The organism is Asticcacaulis sp., assembly GCF_051954415.1.
In the GTDB taxonomy this organism is placed as follows: Bacteria; Pseudomonadota; Alphaproteobacteria; order Caulobacterales; family Caulobacteraceae; genus Asticcacaulis.
Genome location: NZ_JBQCHT010000045.1, coordinates 1 through 12,569 on the forward strand (window position 1 = coordinate 1; position 12,569 = coordinate 12,569).

16 protein-coding genes are annotated in these 12,569 nt (G+C 57.3%); 8 read left to right on the forward strand and 8 right to left on the reverse strand.

What is annotated here, in order from left to right:
- Positions 1 to 282: 282 nt before the first annotated feature.
- The 4 genes from ACTHND_RS16910 to ACTHND_RS16925 all read right to left on the reverse strand — a co-directional run bounded on the left by ACTHND_RS16910 (position 283) and on the right by ACTHND_RS16925 (position 3,147).
- Positions 283 to 1,311 carry an IS110 family transposase gene (locus tag ACTHND_RS16910; RefSeq protein ID WP_440179140.1) on the reverse strand — a complete coding sequence of 343 codons (1,029 nt, stop codon included), beginning with the start codon at positions 1,309 to 1,311 and terminating at the stop codon, positions 283 to 285.
- A 145-nt stretch (positions 1,312 to 1,456) separates the two neighbouring features.
- Positions 1,457 to 1,702 (reverse strand): hypothetical protein, encoded by a 246-nt coding sequence (locus ACTHND_RS16915; protein ID WP_440179141.1) that lies wholly within the window; start codon positions 1,700 to 1,702, stop codon positions 1,457 to 1,459.
- Positions 1,703 to 2,344: 642 nt separating this feature from the next.
- Complete coding sequence (locus tag ACTHND_RS16920) at positions 2,345 to 2,938, reverse strand: SOS response-associated peptidase family protein (protein ID WP_440179142.1); 594 nt, start codon at positions 2,936 to 2,938, stop codon at positions 2,345 to 2,347.
- 5 nt (positions 2,939 to 2,943) lie between these two features.
- Complete coding sequence (locus ACTHND_RS16925) at positions 2,944 to 3,147, reverse strand: DUF2188 domain-containing protein (protein ID WP_440179143.1); 204 nt, start codon at positions 3,145 to 3,147, stop codon at positions 2,944 to 2,946.
- A 197-nt stretch (positions 3,148 to 3,344) separates the two neighbouring features.
- Here ACTHND_RS16925 and ACTHND_RS16930 point away from each other — a divergent pair, with 197 nt between their 5' ends.
- Positions 3,345 to 3,743: a response regulator gene (locus ACTHND_RS16930; protein WP_440179144.1), complete on the forward strand. Its 399-nt coding sequence runs from the start codon at positions 3,345 to 3,347 to the stop codon at positions 3,741 to 3,743.
- 9 nt (positions 3,744 to 3,752) lie between these two features.
- On the opposite strand, the gene ligD is transcribed toward ACTHND_RS16930, so the two are convergent.
- Together ligD and ku are read right to left on the reverse strand one after the other, a co-directional pair.
- Entirely contained in the window at positions 3,753 to 5,741 is a 1,989-nt protein-coding gene (gene ligD, locus ACTHND_RS16935; RefSeq protein WP_440179145.1) for a DNA ligase D, read from the reverse strand.
- Between the two features lie 2 nt (positions 5,742 to 5,743).
- Positions 5,744 to 6,601, reverse strand: a complete 858-nt coding sequence (gene ku / locus ACTHND_RS16940) for a non-homologous end joining protein Ku (protein WP_440179146.1) — start codon at positions 6,599 to 6,601, stop codon at positions 5,744 to 5,746.
- A gap of 276 nt (positions 6,602 to 6,877) precedes the next feature.
- Here ku and ACTHND_RS16945 point away from each other — a divergent pair, with 276 nt between their 5' ends.
- Together ACTHND_RS16945 and ACTHND_RS16950 are read left to right on the forward strand one after the other, a co-directional pair.
- Positions 6,878 to 7,276, forward strand: a complete 399-nt coding sequence (locus ACTHND_RS16945; protein WP_440179147.1) for a hypothetical protein — start codon at positions 6,878 to 6,880, stop codon at positions 7,274 to 7,276.
- 38 nt (positions 7,277 to 7,314) lie between these two features.
- Entirely contained in the window at positions 7,315 to 7,824 is a 510-nt protein-coding gene (locus tag ACTHND_RS16950; RefSeq protein ID WP_440179148.1) for a DUF4385 domain-containing protein, read from the forward strand.
- Positions 7,825 to 7,827: 3 nt separating this feature from the next.
- Here the strand turns inward: ACTHND_RS16950 and ACTHND_RS16955 are convergent, their stop codons facing one another.
- Positions 7,828 to 8,247: a helix-turn-helix domain-containing protein gene (locus ACTHND_RS16955; protein WP_440179149.1), complete on the reverse strand. Its 420-nt coding sequence runs from the start codon at positions 8,245 to 8,247 to the stop codon at positions 7,828 to 7,830.
- 227 nt (positions 8,248 to 8,474) lie between these two features.
- Here ACTHND_RS16955 and ACTHND_RS16960 point away from each other — a divergent pair, with 227 nt between their 5' ends.
- Positions 8,475 to 8,879, forward strand: coding sequence for a helix-turn-helix domain-containing protein (locus ACTHND_RS16960; protein WP_440179150.1), 405 nt, complete (start codon positions 8,475 to 8,477; stop codon positions 8,877 to 8,879).
- 297 nt (positions 8,880 to 9,176) lie between these two features.
- On the opposite strand, the gene ACTHND_RS16965 is transcribed toward ACTHND_RS16960, so the two are convergent.
- Entirely contained in the window at positions 9,177 to 10,025 is an 849-nt protein-coding gene (locus tag ACTHND_RS16965; protein WP_440179151.1) for a helix-turn-helix transcriptional regulator, read from the reverse strand.
- A 126-nt stretch (positions 10,026 to 10,151) separates the two neighbouring features.
- Here ACTHND_RS16965 and ACTHND_RS16970 point away from each other — a divergent pair, with 126 nt between their 5' ends.
- The 4 genes from ACTHND_RS16970 to ACTHND_RS16985 are packed head-to-tail and all read left to right on the forward strand — an operon-like array spanning position 10,152 to position 12,495.
- A complete protein-coding gene (locus tag ACTHND_RS16970) occupies positions 10,152 to 10,685 on the forward strand; it encodes a YbhB/YbcL family Raf kinase inhibitor-like protein (protein ID WP_440179152.1) in 534 nt (177 codons plus the stop codon).
- 59 nt (positions 10,686 to 10,744) lie between these two features.
- Positions 10,745 to 11,623, forward strand: coding sequence for an NAD(P)-dependent oxidoreductase (locus ACTHND_RS16975; protein ID WP_440179153.1), 879 nt, complete (start codon positions 10,745 to 10,747; stop codon positions 11,621 to 11,623).
- Positions 11,624 to 11,632: 9 nt separating this feature from the next.
- Positions 11,633 to 12,013 (forward strand): nuclear transport factor 2 family protein, encoded by a 381-nt coding sequence (locus ACTHND_RS16980; RefSeq protein WP_440179154.1) that lies wholly within the window; start codon positions 11,633 to 11,635, stop codon positions 12,011 to 12,013.
- The gene (locus ACTHND_RS16985; protein WP_440179155.1) at positions 12,010 to 12,495 is read left to right on the forward strand and encodes a cupin domain-containing protein; all 486 of its coding nucleotides are present in this window, start codon (positions 12,010 to 12,012) and stop codon (positions 12,493 to 12,495) included. The genes ACTHND_RS16980 and ACTHND_RS16985 overlap by 4 nt, the downstream gene beginning before the upstream one ends.
- Positions 12,496 to 12,569 lie beyond the last annotated feature (74 nt).

The window sequence follows — 12,569 nt, forward strand, 5'->3', positions numbered from 1 at the left end:
AGATTGCAGATGTGGACGGCCTCCCAGCTTGTCAGGTCTAGATAGTTGTTTGACTCGATCGCTTGCTATCAGATGTCCGGCCTGTTTGTGCGAGTCAAGCCCCGCTGGCCGAGATGGTGTTCGCTACGCACGCTCCAAACACATGAGCGACATTGTTGATGCCAGTGCAATCTTCGGAAGGTCCTGCGTATCGATCAATCGATCATACCAACTATTTGTTCCTGCAAGTTCGGTTTCGATCCACTAGGGCAGCCTTTTCATCGTGTCCGGGCGGACCGTCTGTTATATGGCTGGTGAACCCAGCGGTCTGTTATAGACGCCGCCGGACACCATAAGCCGCCACGCAATTCGTGCAAACTTGTTTGCCAAGGCTACTGCCACAAGCTTTGGTGGCTTTCGCTGCAGCATATTGGCGATCCAAGGTGAAGGCTTGCTCCGACCGGCTCTGATGTGCCTCAACATCGCAGTGGCGCCCACAATCAAGGTCGATCTTATAGCGGGGTCGCCAGCCTTAGTTATTCCACCGAACCGGGCTCGACCACCCGTCGAGTGGTCTCTCGGGGTAAGTCCCAGCCATGCCGCGAATTGACGGCCTGATTTAAAACTTTCCGCAGGCGGGGCTTTCATGCTGAGCATTGTCGAGCCAATTGGCCCAACGCCTGGGATTGACGCAATGCGGCGACTGACGTCGTCGGCACGATGCCAGATCATCAATTTGGTTTCGACTTCGTTGAGCCGATTTTCTACGGCCGCATATTCATTTGCCTGGAAGCTAAATAGCTCGCGCGCCATTGCAGGCAATGTTTCGTCTTCGAGGATACGCTTAATGAGGCCATTGGTATTTTGACGGCCAGCCGCTCCCACGATGCCAAACTCTGCTGCATAACTGCGGATGGCATTCGAGAGCTGGGTTTTTACTCCCACCAAACGTTCACGCACCGTCATAAGCATGCACGCGGCCTGTTGGTCGCAAGACTTCACTGGAACGAACCGCATTGACGGGCGGCTTACTGCCTCACATATCGCCTCTGCGTCCGCGGCATCATTCTTCCCACGCTTCACATAGGCTTTTACGTACTGCGGCGCGATCAGCTTCACCTCATGGCCGAAGGACTGAAGAAGCCGCGCCCAGTGATGGGAACTGCCGCAAGCTTCGATTCCGATAAGTGTCGACGGCAGTTTCTCGAAAAATTTTATCATCTCAGTGCGGCGCATTTGCCGGCGCAATACAACTTCCTCTGCGCCATTTACGCCATGAAGCTGGAACACGTGCTTAGACGTATCCATACCGATCCTTATAATATTATCCATTTTAGGTCCTCCCAATGAGTTCGGAAATCATAGACCTGTAGGCCTTGAACTCCGAATGTGATTGAGAAGCCGTCCACACCAACACATCGGATAGACCCGCAGACAGTCGTAGGACGCCTATCTTATTTGCAAGTTCACGAGCCCGTCAAACCAGCAGCGCTTTGGGTGCCGTATATTGTGTAGAGAGGCCCAGCGTCCGGGCGTCCTGCAAGCTCAGCAGGCGCAGGATCTCGGGTACGTTTTCGATTTTGGAAACGCCCCGGCCGTCAATATCGTAGTGATATCCGTTGATGACGAATACGGCCGGGTTCAACCGATCCTTTTGGACCTGTTGGGGCGTATCCACGCCGCGCAGTGCGACCCAGGCGCTATCGTAAAGTCGTATTCCCATAGGCCATCTATAATCCAAAAAGCCGTCCAGCGTCTATAGTCCGTCCCCGGCCCATCAGGCATGCAGCCTTTGATAGACCGGTTCATGATGAAAAGCGGCTGTCAGACGGTCGTGTCTCCTCTGGCGCTCGCTGATCTGACGCGTGCCCGGCGAAGTCCCATCCCAGGTGCCGGCGATAGGTGGGGCTTCGGGGTGCAAAGGGCGCCCGTTCTCGTCATAAGGATAACTGCCAACGTACAAAACACCAGCATGGTGTACATCCGTTTCCACGACAAACACTCGCCAGTCATTAACGAGGTCTGCAAACATTCCAGGGGCGATAGTCATCGTCACGATCCTTCTGAAAGCGAATGTTCCTATTTTGTTCCTTTCACTAAAGAGAGTCAACCCTGATCGGGGATGGTGTGCTGTCATAATTTTGCGCATGGAACCACGGACGACATCGCGATTTTATGCGGAGTTGAAGATGGTCGCATCTTATATGATCGAGACAGGATGAGTTCGAATGGCGCTGCGTCGGCTACTGAGTGCGATAGGACTGGCATGCCTGTGCTTCGGACTGGGCGGATCGGCAAGACCGTCGCCCAAGCCGACATTGGCCGCCCTATTGGCCGCGGACATATGCGGTGATGATCCGGCGCCCTAGTCGCTGCCCGGACGCACGGTCTCCACTTCGAGAGAGCCAGCGGGCAGGGGACGGAGCAGGTCAGCTTGTGGTCTGTCGAGATAGAGCCAATGCGCCAGATGGTCGGGAGCGAGCACGACGACCTGGCGATCGTGATACGGTGCGATATCCGGTCCGGGTGCGGTCGTCAGCATGGTAAAACTCTCGAGTTCCTCATCTGCTGCCTCCCGCCAAAGCCCGGCGACAAACAGGAAAGGCGCGTCCTTTAGCGTAAAGCGATACTTGGCCTTCGGATATTTTGTTCCGGTAAATTCAAAAAACGCCGAGGCCGGGATGCCGCAGCGTTTGCTATCACTGAAGTCCCGCTTCTCGGAGATGAAGTTGAAGGTTCGCGGGCGCTTTGGGCGCGGCGGCGGGAACCCGAATGTCATTGGGACGAGTTCGACGCCATTGCCAGCGATGCGCGCGACCGAACCCGTATCGCCAATCCGAATGTCGTCCGCATTCCTTAAATCCTGCGGCCTCTGGCTATGGGGCATGTTCAGGTTGAGCTTCGCCAGGGCGTCCGTGTAGAGGCTCCATTTGACGTGGGCCTCGTAATCATTGCACACCGTACCTAGGCCTTGCGGAACTTGTCCGGCCCGTCGCCCGCGCCGCGGACGCGCGCGACATGGATTTCCGCATCCGGTTCCAATTCGCGTGCGCGCGCAATCGCTTCCTTTTGCGTCGGCGCCGTGGCGCTGGCACGTTTGGAATCTTCCCGGCGCACGGCGTAATCACCTTGTTCGCGAGGTTCGATGTAGAGGCCTTGTTTTGACATGGGTGTTCTCCTTAATCCATCGAAGATGCCGTGTTTCGCCATAAGAAATCACGAGTCAAACGACCTCAGGATCATCGGGAAATTGTAAGATAGTCCTCTTGAGTCGAACCACGGGCGTCCTAAATGTTTCACTGGCGAACCGTATTTGCGCCTTGATCAAGCCGTACCGATGCCAGATGCCAAAGGTGAATACCTCAATGAATGCCGCGCCTCGCGGCCATGCGCTGCGCATTCTCACGGTTGATGACAACCGGGAGACCGCGCTCAGCCTCAAGGACGCCGTCGAAGATTTCGGTGACACCGCCTTTGTGTGTTTCAAGGGCAACGACGCCTTGGAACTGGCAGCCTCCATCCGGCCCGACGTAATCCTGCTCGACCTCTCGATGCCTGATATCGATGGCGTCAATGTCGCCAGGATTCTGCGCGCCGATGCGCGTCTGGCCGGTGTGAAGATTATCGCGGTCACAGCCTATGGCGACGCAGAGGCGCGACAGAAAACGGCGGCGGCCGGCTTCGACTTGCATCTAACCAAGCCTGTACGGTTTGATGTCCTGTCGGACATGCTTGACCTGCTGCGCTTGGCGCCGAAATCTTAGACCGAAGTCTTATCGAGGGTCGATTTTGAGCGCTTTGAGAATATCAGCGCGAAGGTTTTGCCTCGTTGCGAAATAATCTGCCCAGGGGTCTGCCTTCTGGGTCCTCAGGCGCTTGGACAGGCTATTGATGTTGTAGTCGCCCGGATTGAGCTTGGGTGTCAGTTCCTTCCAGAACAGGGGCGTGGAAACGCCAGCCCCGGGGCGCGCCCGTACCGAGAAGACGGATACGGCTGTTGATGTCAGGTCATTGCGCAGATAGTCGATGAAAATGCGGCCCTTGCGCTTGGCCTTGCTCATATTGGCGATAAACCGCGTCGGGCTGTCCTGGGCCATGGATTCGGCGATTGCACGAGTGAAAGCCTTAATGGCTGGCCAGGACCACTGCCGCTCGATCGGAATGACAACGTGAAGCCCCTTGCCGCCAGTGGTCTTCAGGAAACTTTCCAAACCCAGTTCGGCCATCCGGTCACGGATCTCCGCGGCGCCGTCTATGACATTTTGCCAGGGCGCTTCCGGGTCTGGATCAAGGTCCAAAATCATCCGGTCGGGAAGCGCTGGCTTGTTCGAATGCGATCCCCAAGGATGGAACTCGATACCTCCCCACTGAACGAGGGAGAGCAGACCCAGTTCATCGGTGACCTGCATGTACTCTTCGATCCTATCCTTAACCGGAACATCGACCGGCTGGACATTGTGCAGACCGCCGCGCTCGGGCAGGTGCCGCTGGAAGAACTGCTGGCCGTGAATGTCATCCGGCACCCGCACGAGGGACAGGGGACGGTTCGCAATGTGTGGCATCATGCGATCGGCGATGCCGGCATAGAACCGCGCCAGTTCCAGCTTCGTGACGCCAAGCTCCGGAAAGACGATCCGGTTAGGGTGGGAGATACCGATCCCGCCGACATCGATGCGATCCGGAGATTTTAGCGGGGCCGAGGGGTGGCGGGACCGTTTAGCTGATGCTGCGCCTCTCACTTCAACGTCAGCTTCCTTCACCGCCGCGTCTATCGGCATCTCCGTGTCGCGTCCGATACCCTTGGCCGGCTTGTCTTCCCGCAGACCCTGGAAGGACGGATGCCGCAGCCGGCCCTCCGGCGTCCATTCGGTGAACTCTATTTCGCAGACTAGCTTTGGTTCTACCCAGGTGCCGCGGCCGACGTCGGGCGGCAATTTGCTGAAGGGTTTTGGGATGACTTTCAATCTGTCGAGCTTCTTACGGATGTCCAACTGGCTTTCGAGGTTGAACCCCGTACCGACCTTACCGGCAAATCGCAGTGTCGGCCCATCGTAATAGCCCAGCAACAAGGACCGAAAGCCCCGCGTCAGGTGCGTCGATTCCGTGAAGCCAACGATGACGAATTCCTGGCGTTTGTGGCATTTGACTTTTAGCCAGGTCTTGCCGCGGCCACCCCGGTAGGGCGCATCGACGCGCTTAGAGATAATGCCTTCCATGTCCAGGCTGCACAGATGCGGCAGGAAGTTGGCGTTCTCGGCGAAATGCTCACTATAGATAATATGATTTTCGAAATCCTGAGACTTCAGCAGAGGCTCCAGCAGCGCCTTTCGTTCCAGAAGTGCTTGGCCGGAAATATCCTGGCCGTTCAGTACGAGCAGGTCGAAGACATAATACTGCAGTTCGTCGCTCCGGCCGGCGCTGAGCTCGGCCTTGAGCCGGGAAAAGCTGGACGCGCCATGCTCGTTCAGGGCGACGATCTCGCCGTCGAGGATGGCATTATCCACCTTCAACGCTTTCAGTCGATCGGCAATATCCTGGTATTTAGACGTCCAATCCAGGCCGGACCGTGAGTAGAGTATGACCTGACCGGCGTCGATGACCGCAAGCGTCCGATAGCCGTCGAACTTGATCTCATGAACCCAGTTTGGCCCCTCGGGCACCGCTTCGGCCAAGGTCGCCAGCTCCAGTTCCCGGAAAGCGAGTTTGGCAGAACGCGCCGGCTGACGCTTGGCGTTTGCCCGCCGATAACCCTGGTGGTCCATGGTCAGCCTGCCTTACGGGTAGCGGCAGGTTTTGCCCTCGCCTTGGGCGCGGTCTTGGCCTTTGGTTTTTCGTCTGCGTCATTGGCTGGGGCCGGTTCGCGCAGGCTGGCGCGCAACGCATCCATCAAGTTGACGACCTTAGCCGCCGGCCGTTCCTCGGGCACGACCGGTTCGCGGTCTTCGATTCGCGCCTGAACCAGTTCCTTCAACGCATCGGTATAGCGATCATGAAACTCCTCAGGCTCGAACTCGCCGACCTTGCGCTTGATCAATTGCTTAGCCAGGTCCTTCTCGTCTGCGTCAACCGAGACGGTTTTGATGTCCCCGAACACATACCCGCTTTTCTTGATCTCATCGGCATAGTGAAGGGTTTCGAGCAACAGCCCCGGTCCGCATGGCTTGACGGCGCATAGACGCTCACTGCCCGAAATAACGATCTGGCCGATGCCCATGACCTTCAGTTCGCGCATGGAATCCCGGATCACGCTGAAGGTCGCCAGGTCGCCCTTGCCGGAGGGCGCCAGATAGTAGGGCGTATCGAAATAGACGGCATCCACTGCGTCATAGGGAACGAAACGGACCAGTTCCATCGCCTTGCTGGAGGCGATCTTCAGATCCTTGATCTCGTCCGGATCGAAAAGGACGTACTCGCCTTTGTCGACCTCATAGCCCTTCACGACGTCGGCGCGCTCTACCTCGACATCGCCGGCAACCAGCTTCTGGCGCACGCGCTCGCCGGTCGGCTTATAGATCTGGTGGAAAGCGATCTTACCCTTCGCGTCGAGCGCGGTGAACATATCGACGGTCAAGGAGACCAGCGACACGCGAATGGTGCCGCTCCAATAGGGGCGTATTGCCATGTCTAGCCTCGTTTCTTCGAGAATTGCGACTCAAAGGGCTAGCGCAAACGCCGTAAGTTTTCAGTCTGAATCAGCCGTGGTGTTCGCAGCCGAACTTCATCTTTGGCCGGGTTATGCCGCTTCGCTGGTGCAGGCCCTCTCCGCTGGCTATGCCGCGCATTGAGGCGTTTCGCGCAGGGCTGGCCATCTTGCGAAGTTAACGCGCCTTAGGCGTATCAGGGCCTTATAAGCGACGCTCCTTATCCGGCAGCTTGCTTATGATCGTTGGCCTACACTTTGGCCTTATTAAAACTGGAGGCCGCTATGGAAAACGAAGATTACAAACGAGATCATTCCGATGAGGATGGGCAGTTTAACGACATCGCCCACCAGCAAGAGCAGGGACAGACCCAAGCCGGTGTACCGGGCGCCGAACTGCACACTTTGGATATCGGCAACGACACCGGCACCGAAGCCTTGACCGGCAATGCCCCACAGTCGGGGGCAGAAGACGAAACGACCGACAATGCCGGCACCGACAACTTCGCTCCGCCACGAGGTAGCCAGGTTGAGGACGTCGAGTCCGACCAGACGACGGAACCGGCTGGCGGGGCTGAACCTCGCAAGTCGGAGATCGACCTTGATGACGAGGACGATGGACATGACGCCGATGAAGATATCATGCCCGCGGTCTGAATGCTTTTGGCGTAAGCCGGTGCACGGAGTTGGTGGACATGCATAGCAGCACAGCCCAATCATCCTCGTCGCGCCGGCCGAGCTATCTGGACTTTGACAAGGCTCACTATGCCTGGCGTCCCGATGTGAACTATCGTGATCATCCCGAATATTACAAGGTCGGCAAGGGCGAGCAGGGCGTGCTGATTTGTGAGCCCTATAAGAGCGAGCTAGTCCCCCTGTGGCGATTTAAAACGCCGGGCATGGCCGCGGATAGCGCCAGGCGCATATTGGCGCAATTTCACGTCTATCTGAAGAACGGCGAATTTGTCGGTGCAGACATGGCACGTAAGTTTCTGCAGATGGGATACACGCGCGCCCGAAGATACGCCAATTATAAGGGCGGCCGGAAATATGATAAGGACAAAGGACACGCGCCATTGGCGCGTGGCACCGGTGATCCTCTGAAGGCAAAAAGCGCCGACATCTTCTTCGAGAAATGGAAGGCGGCGGAAGCCGATCCTTGTTATGCCGAGCAGAAAGACGCATGGAAGGCGGTCAGAGGGTGATGCTCACTCCGATTGGTCGTCCCCATCTGCGGCCAGGCTTTTAACCAAATCGAGAATTTTGCGACGCTGTTGCGCCGACTTGATCCTGGGAAAGGCTTCGGCGAGTTCGACACCTTCTGTCGTCATCAGAAAGTTATGAACATACACTTCCAAATCCGATGGCGCAAAGCCGTCCGGCGTTTCGCCTTCCGCATAGCCATCGAAAAAGTAGGCCATCGACGTCTTCAATTTGAATGCAATATCCCACAGTTTGGAGGCGCTGATACGGTTGGCGCCCCGCTCATATTTTTGAACTTGTTGGAAAGTCACACCGATTGCGTCCGCGAGCTGTGTTTGGGAAAATCCGACAATCTTGCGCCTCGTCCGTACCTTCGCCCCGACATGCAGATCGACCGGGTTCGGCAGAGTGTCATTCGATCGCATGGCTTCCCTTATATGTAGTGGCGTGAGGTTAAGGGATTGAGACCTGTTAGGTGTAAGATTTCCATAGGGTTTTTCCAACCCGTCATGGCGTCGGCAACGCTTTTGGATCGTCGCGGCGGAACGGGTTACTCGCTTCACGTTTGTGTAATGATCTTCATCAGTCCAGGGTTGCCGTGTTGTACAGACTGGCGTAGCGTCCCCTATCCAGATGACAGGGGCCAACTGAGGTGAGCTATCGCTTCGAAGACTATCTTTCCGACACTGACGGCACCGGCACTGAAGTCGAGTTGCTAGACTGTTTGAAAAAGGCCCTTGCCCACCACGGGTACGAGAAAATTGTCTTTTCAATATTCAATGATCCGCGCCATCTGCATGCATTCTACGAGACCTTCCGAGACATCAAGACGGCGGGCGCCAGTCTGCCAGTCGATCCCCGTCCATTGTCAATAAAGGAGCGGGAGGTGCTAACTTGGGTCGCGGTCGGAAAGACCGACTACGAGATCGCGGAAATCCTTGGAATTCGTCAGAAGACGGTCGAAGCCCATCTAAGGAATGACTATGAAAAGCTGAATGCCTTCAACCGTGTGACCGCCGTAGTCAGGGCGGTACGACGTGGCATTATTTGCCTCTGAAGTCGTCAATAAGGGATTTCCCCGATTGCCCGAAAAATGGTCGTCGGTCAGCTTGATCTGTGCGGTTGGGATTTGAGGTGATTCATGCCAACACGACAAGACGAACTGATGAACCGAATTTTCACCGACTTGGAAAAGCTGCGTAACCTTGCGAACGAAGCGGAGGACAAGCTGCTAGTGCGCGGGCCATCGGACTTGTTGGCAGATCTGGAGCGTTATTGTGAGGCGAAACGGAAGGCCCCTCACGAACGGATAGAGCAAGCGCGTCGTCGCGTGGCATTAACGGGTAGCCGCTGCTTAGATCGCCAGCGGTCGAATAGGACGGTTGTGGCCCCGTATAGCGGTCGGGGCGAAGCCAAACCGCGCGCGAAATCGCACCGCGAACCGCGAAGGCGAATTGTAGCCGACATCCATAGCGATATGCTCCACGGGCCTGTCCGTGCTCTGAAGCAAGGAAAGCGCGGCAGACATGCGCGCATCGATCAGCAGCTCGGAAAACCGCGTGCCTCCCGTCGCCAGGTGACGGCGCAGGGTCGCCTCGCTGACCGAGAGATGTCTTGCCAGGTGTTTCAGCGACCACCCAAAGCCGGGATTTGCGGAAATCAATGCGGTCACGCGGTTCGCCAAACCTCTGTCATCCGATGGAGCGATATCAACTCCACAATGCAAGAGCCAAGGCAGGACCTCCTCTATGCGATGCAACGCTATGGTATCCGGCAGGTCCGGGTCACGCACGGCAGAATGTGCACGCGAGAGCGTCTCGGCCATTGGCGCCGAGATGTCAGACAGCCGAGAAACGATGTCGCGAGGGGGACACGCAAGTGTCGCGCGATATTTAGCAAGACTATCCGAAGTCCAAGCCAGCCAGAAGGCCTCGTAGAGTCCCTCGCCATCAGGTTTGTTTACCACATCGAAACGGCCCCCGCGGAGAAACACGGCGTCGCCTGCCACGGCCGTGATGTCTAAATCGCCCTGGCTAACGACCTTGGTACCCCGTTTCACGACGATCAACGAGGGCTGTTGCACCAGCAGGCGTGCAATCCTGACCTCTGATACCTGCCGGACGGTGGCGGTGGCGCCTACGCCCGGCCGCGAGACGATCCGTCGCTGATACGTCCCGGAGACGATGTTCTCTGGCTCTTGCATGCTATTCCATATCATCGAAATGGGCGGTTGGTTAGCGCATTTGCGCAATTTGGCACGGTTTTAGGACTTTGGTGCACGCATCTGGCTTGATTTATGTGCGAAAATGCATGGATCAATGGAGGTTTCATGCGTCTCGTCTCACTTATCATCCTGGGGCTTGCCCTTAACGGGCCTGTGGCTGCCAAAGACTTCACCGTTAACAGTCCGGATATCCGTAAGGGTCACCCTCAGGCATCCTTGATCCTTGCGAAGAGCTATGGACTCGGATGCGATGGCCAAAACCGGGCGCCGATACTACATTGGTCAGGTGCGCCAGCGGGCACGCAGAGCTTCCTTGTAACGCTCTATGACAAGGATGCGCCAACCGGCGTCGGGTTCATGCACTGGGTGGTCGCTAATATCCCCTCTGATGTCGAAGCGCTCAAAGACGGCGCGTCATTGCCCCGAGGCGCCGTCGAGACGCGGACCGACATGGGCGCAGCCGGTTATGTCGGTATTTGCCCGCCTGCCGGCAGCACACATGAATACATAGTGACGGTACGCGCGCTTAGCGTGGCACGTCTACCGGTAGACGCTAATACGACCCCTGCCATCGTTGGCTTCATGGCGCGTAATCATATCCTTGGGTCGGCCCGCCTGCGGTTCAGATACAGCCGCTGACGGCAGGACGGCGGGTGGGAGCGCGTTGCGGGTAGGCGCCCGTTCGCGAGGAGGGACTGATGGAAGCTGCATTCCTGGGATTGGGACTTATGGGAGAACCGATGGCGGCAAATCTCCAGCGCCGCATGGCGGGCCTAGTCGTATGGAACCGATCCGCCGCCGCCGCGGACCGTCTGCGACAGGACGGCGCCATCGTTGCGTCGTCGGCGCGCAATGCGTTGCGATCCGCATCTCTCATTTTCTTGATGTTGGGAAATAGCGACGCGGTGAACGAAGTGCTCGAGCGTGAGACGGAAGCCTTCTCGGATAACGTACGCGGACGCGTCGTCGTCAACATGGGAACCGTAGCGCCCGATTATTCGCTGGCATTGTCGCGAGCTATAGATTTGGCCGGCGGGCATTACGTCGAGTGCCCGGTCTCCGGGTCCCGCAACGTCGCCCTGGCCGGGGAGCTCGTCGCCATGATTTCCGGCCCTGAGCAGGTTATTGAAAAGGTCATGCCCCTGGTTCGCCTCATGACGTCGGACATCTACTTATGCGGCGACATTCCGGGCGCACTTAGAACAAAGCTGGCCGTCAACCTGTTCCTGATCACAATGGTCACAGGTCTGGCAGAAGCGATGAACTTCGCCGTTTCACAGGGTGTGGATACGGAATTATTTCGCCGCATCCTTGATGCGGGACCGATGGCAAGCGTGGTGTCGAGTGGAAAACTGGAAAAGCTGGTATCGGGCGACATGGAAGCACAGGCGGCACTCCGCGACGTGGAATTTATTGCCAGGCTTATCCGGGCGGAAGCGGAAAAATCCGCGGTTGCAACCCCAATGCTCGACGGCTGCCAGACGCTTCTGGAAAATGCCGTTGAAATGGGTGAAGGTCACCTGGATATGGTCGCCGTAATCCGGGCAATTGCCCAGCACCGTTTACCAGAGCAATAAGGAATGCAGATGCAGACGAATCCGGCGGATTTCGCGACAGAATGGGCGGCGGCGTGGAATGCCCGCGACATTGAGCGCGTTCTCGCGCATTTCCATGAACACGCCATCTTCACGTCGCCTTTCGCCAGGCGCATCCGGCCCCAGAGCGGAGGCCGGCTTAACGGCAAAACCGAAATACGGGACTACTGGAGGGAAGGCATCCAGGCGATCCCAGACCTGCATTTCACGGTGGACGCTGTGTTCTCGGGCATCGATCACATCGTCATCCTTTATACGAACCAAAAGGGCGTCCGGGTCAGCGAGATCTTGCGCCTGAAAGACGGCCTCGTCATCGAGGGCCACGGCACGTATCCGCCCGATGTCGTCAACCCGACCGGGGCAGGCAGATGACGGATCATAAAGAAGATATATCCGTTGCCATATTCGCGTTGCATGCGCCTGTGCGGTTGCGGCCGTCCAACTATCCCGAGCCTTACGCCTCGCGCATGAACGGACGTGAAAAGCGAGTGCTGGGCGACATTTTCGGCCTGGAGAACTTCGGCGTGAATCTGACACGGCTTCACCCCGGCGCCCTGTCCGCGCTTCGCCATGCCCATTCGCGGCAGGACGAATTTATATACATCCTCGCCGGCCGTCCCACGCTTGTGACCGACGAGGGCGAGACCCCACTCGAGCCGGGGATGTGCGCCGGCTTCCGGGCGGGTACCGGAAATGCCCATCACCTGGTCAATCAAACCGACGCCCCTGTCGTCTATCTGGAGATCGGCGACCGGACACCCGGTGACGCGGCTATCTATCCTGATGACGATCTCAATGCCGTCCTCACGGAGGGCAAATGGCGCTTCCTGCATAAGGATGGGCAGCCGTATTAGGACAGCCTCAGGTATGAAGCGCCAGCACTTTCAGAACTGGACGGAACTTTCTGAAAGAACCCATCTTGATAGGT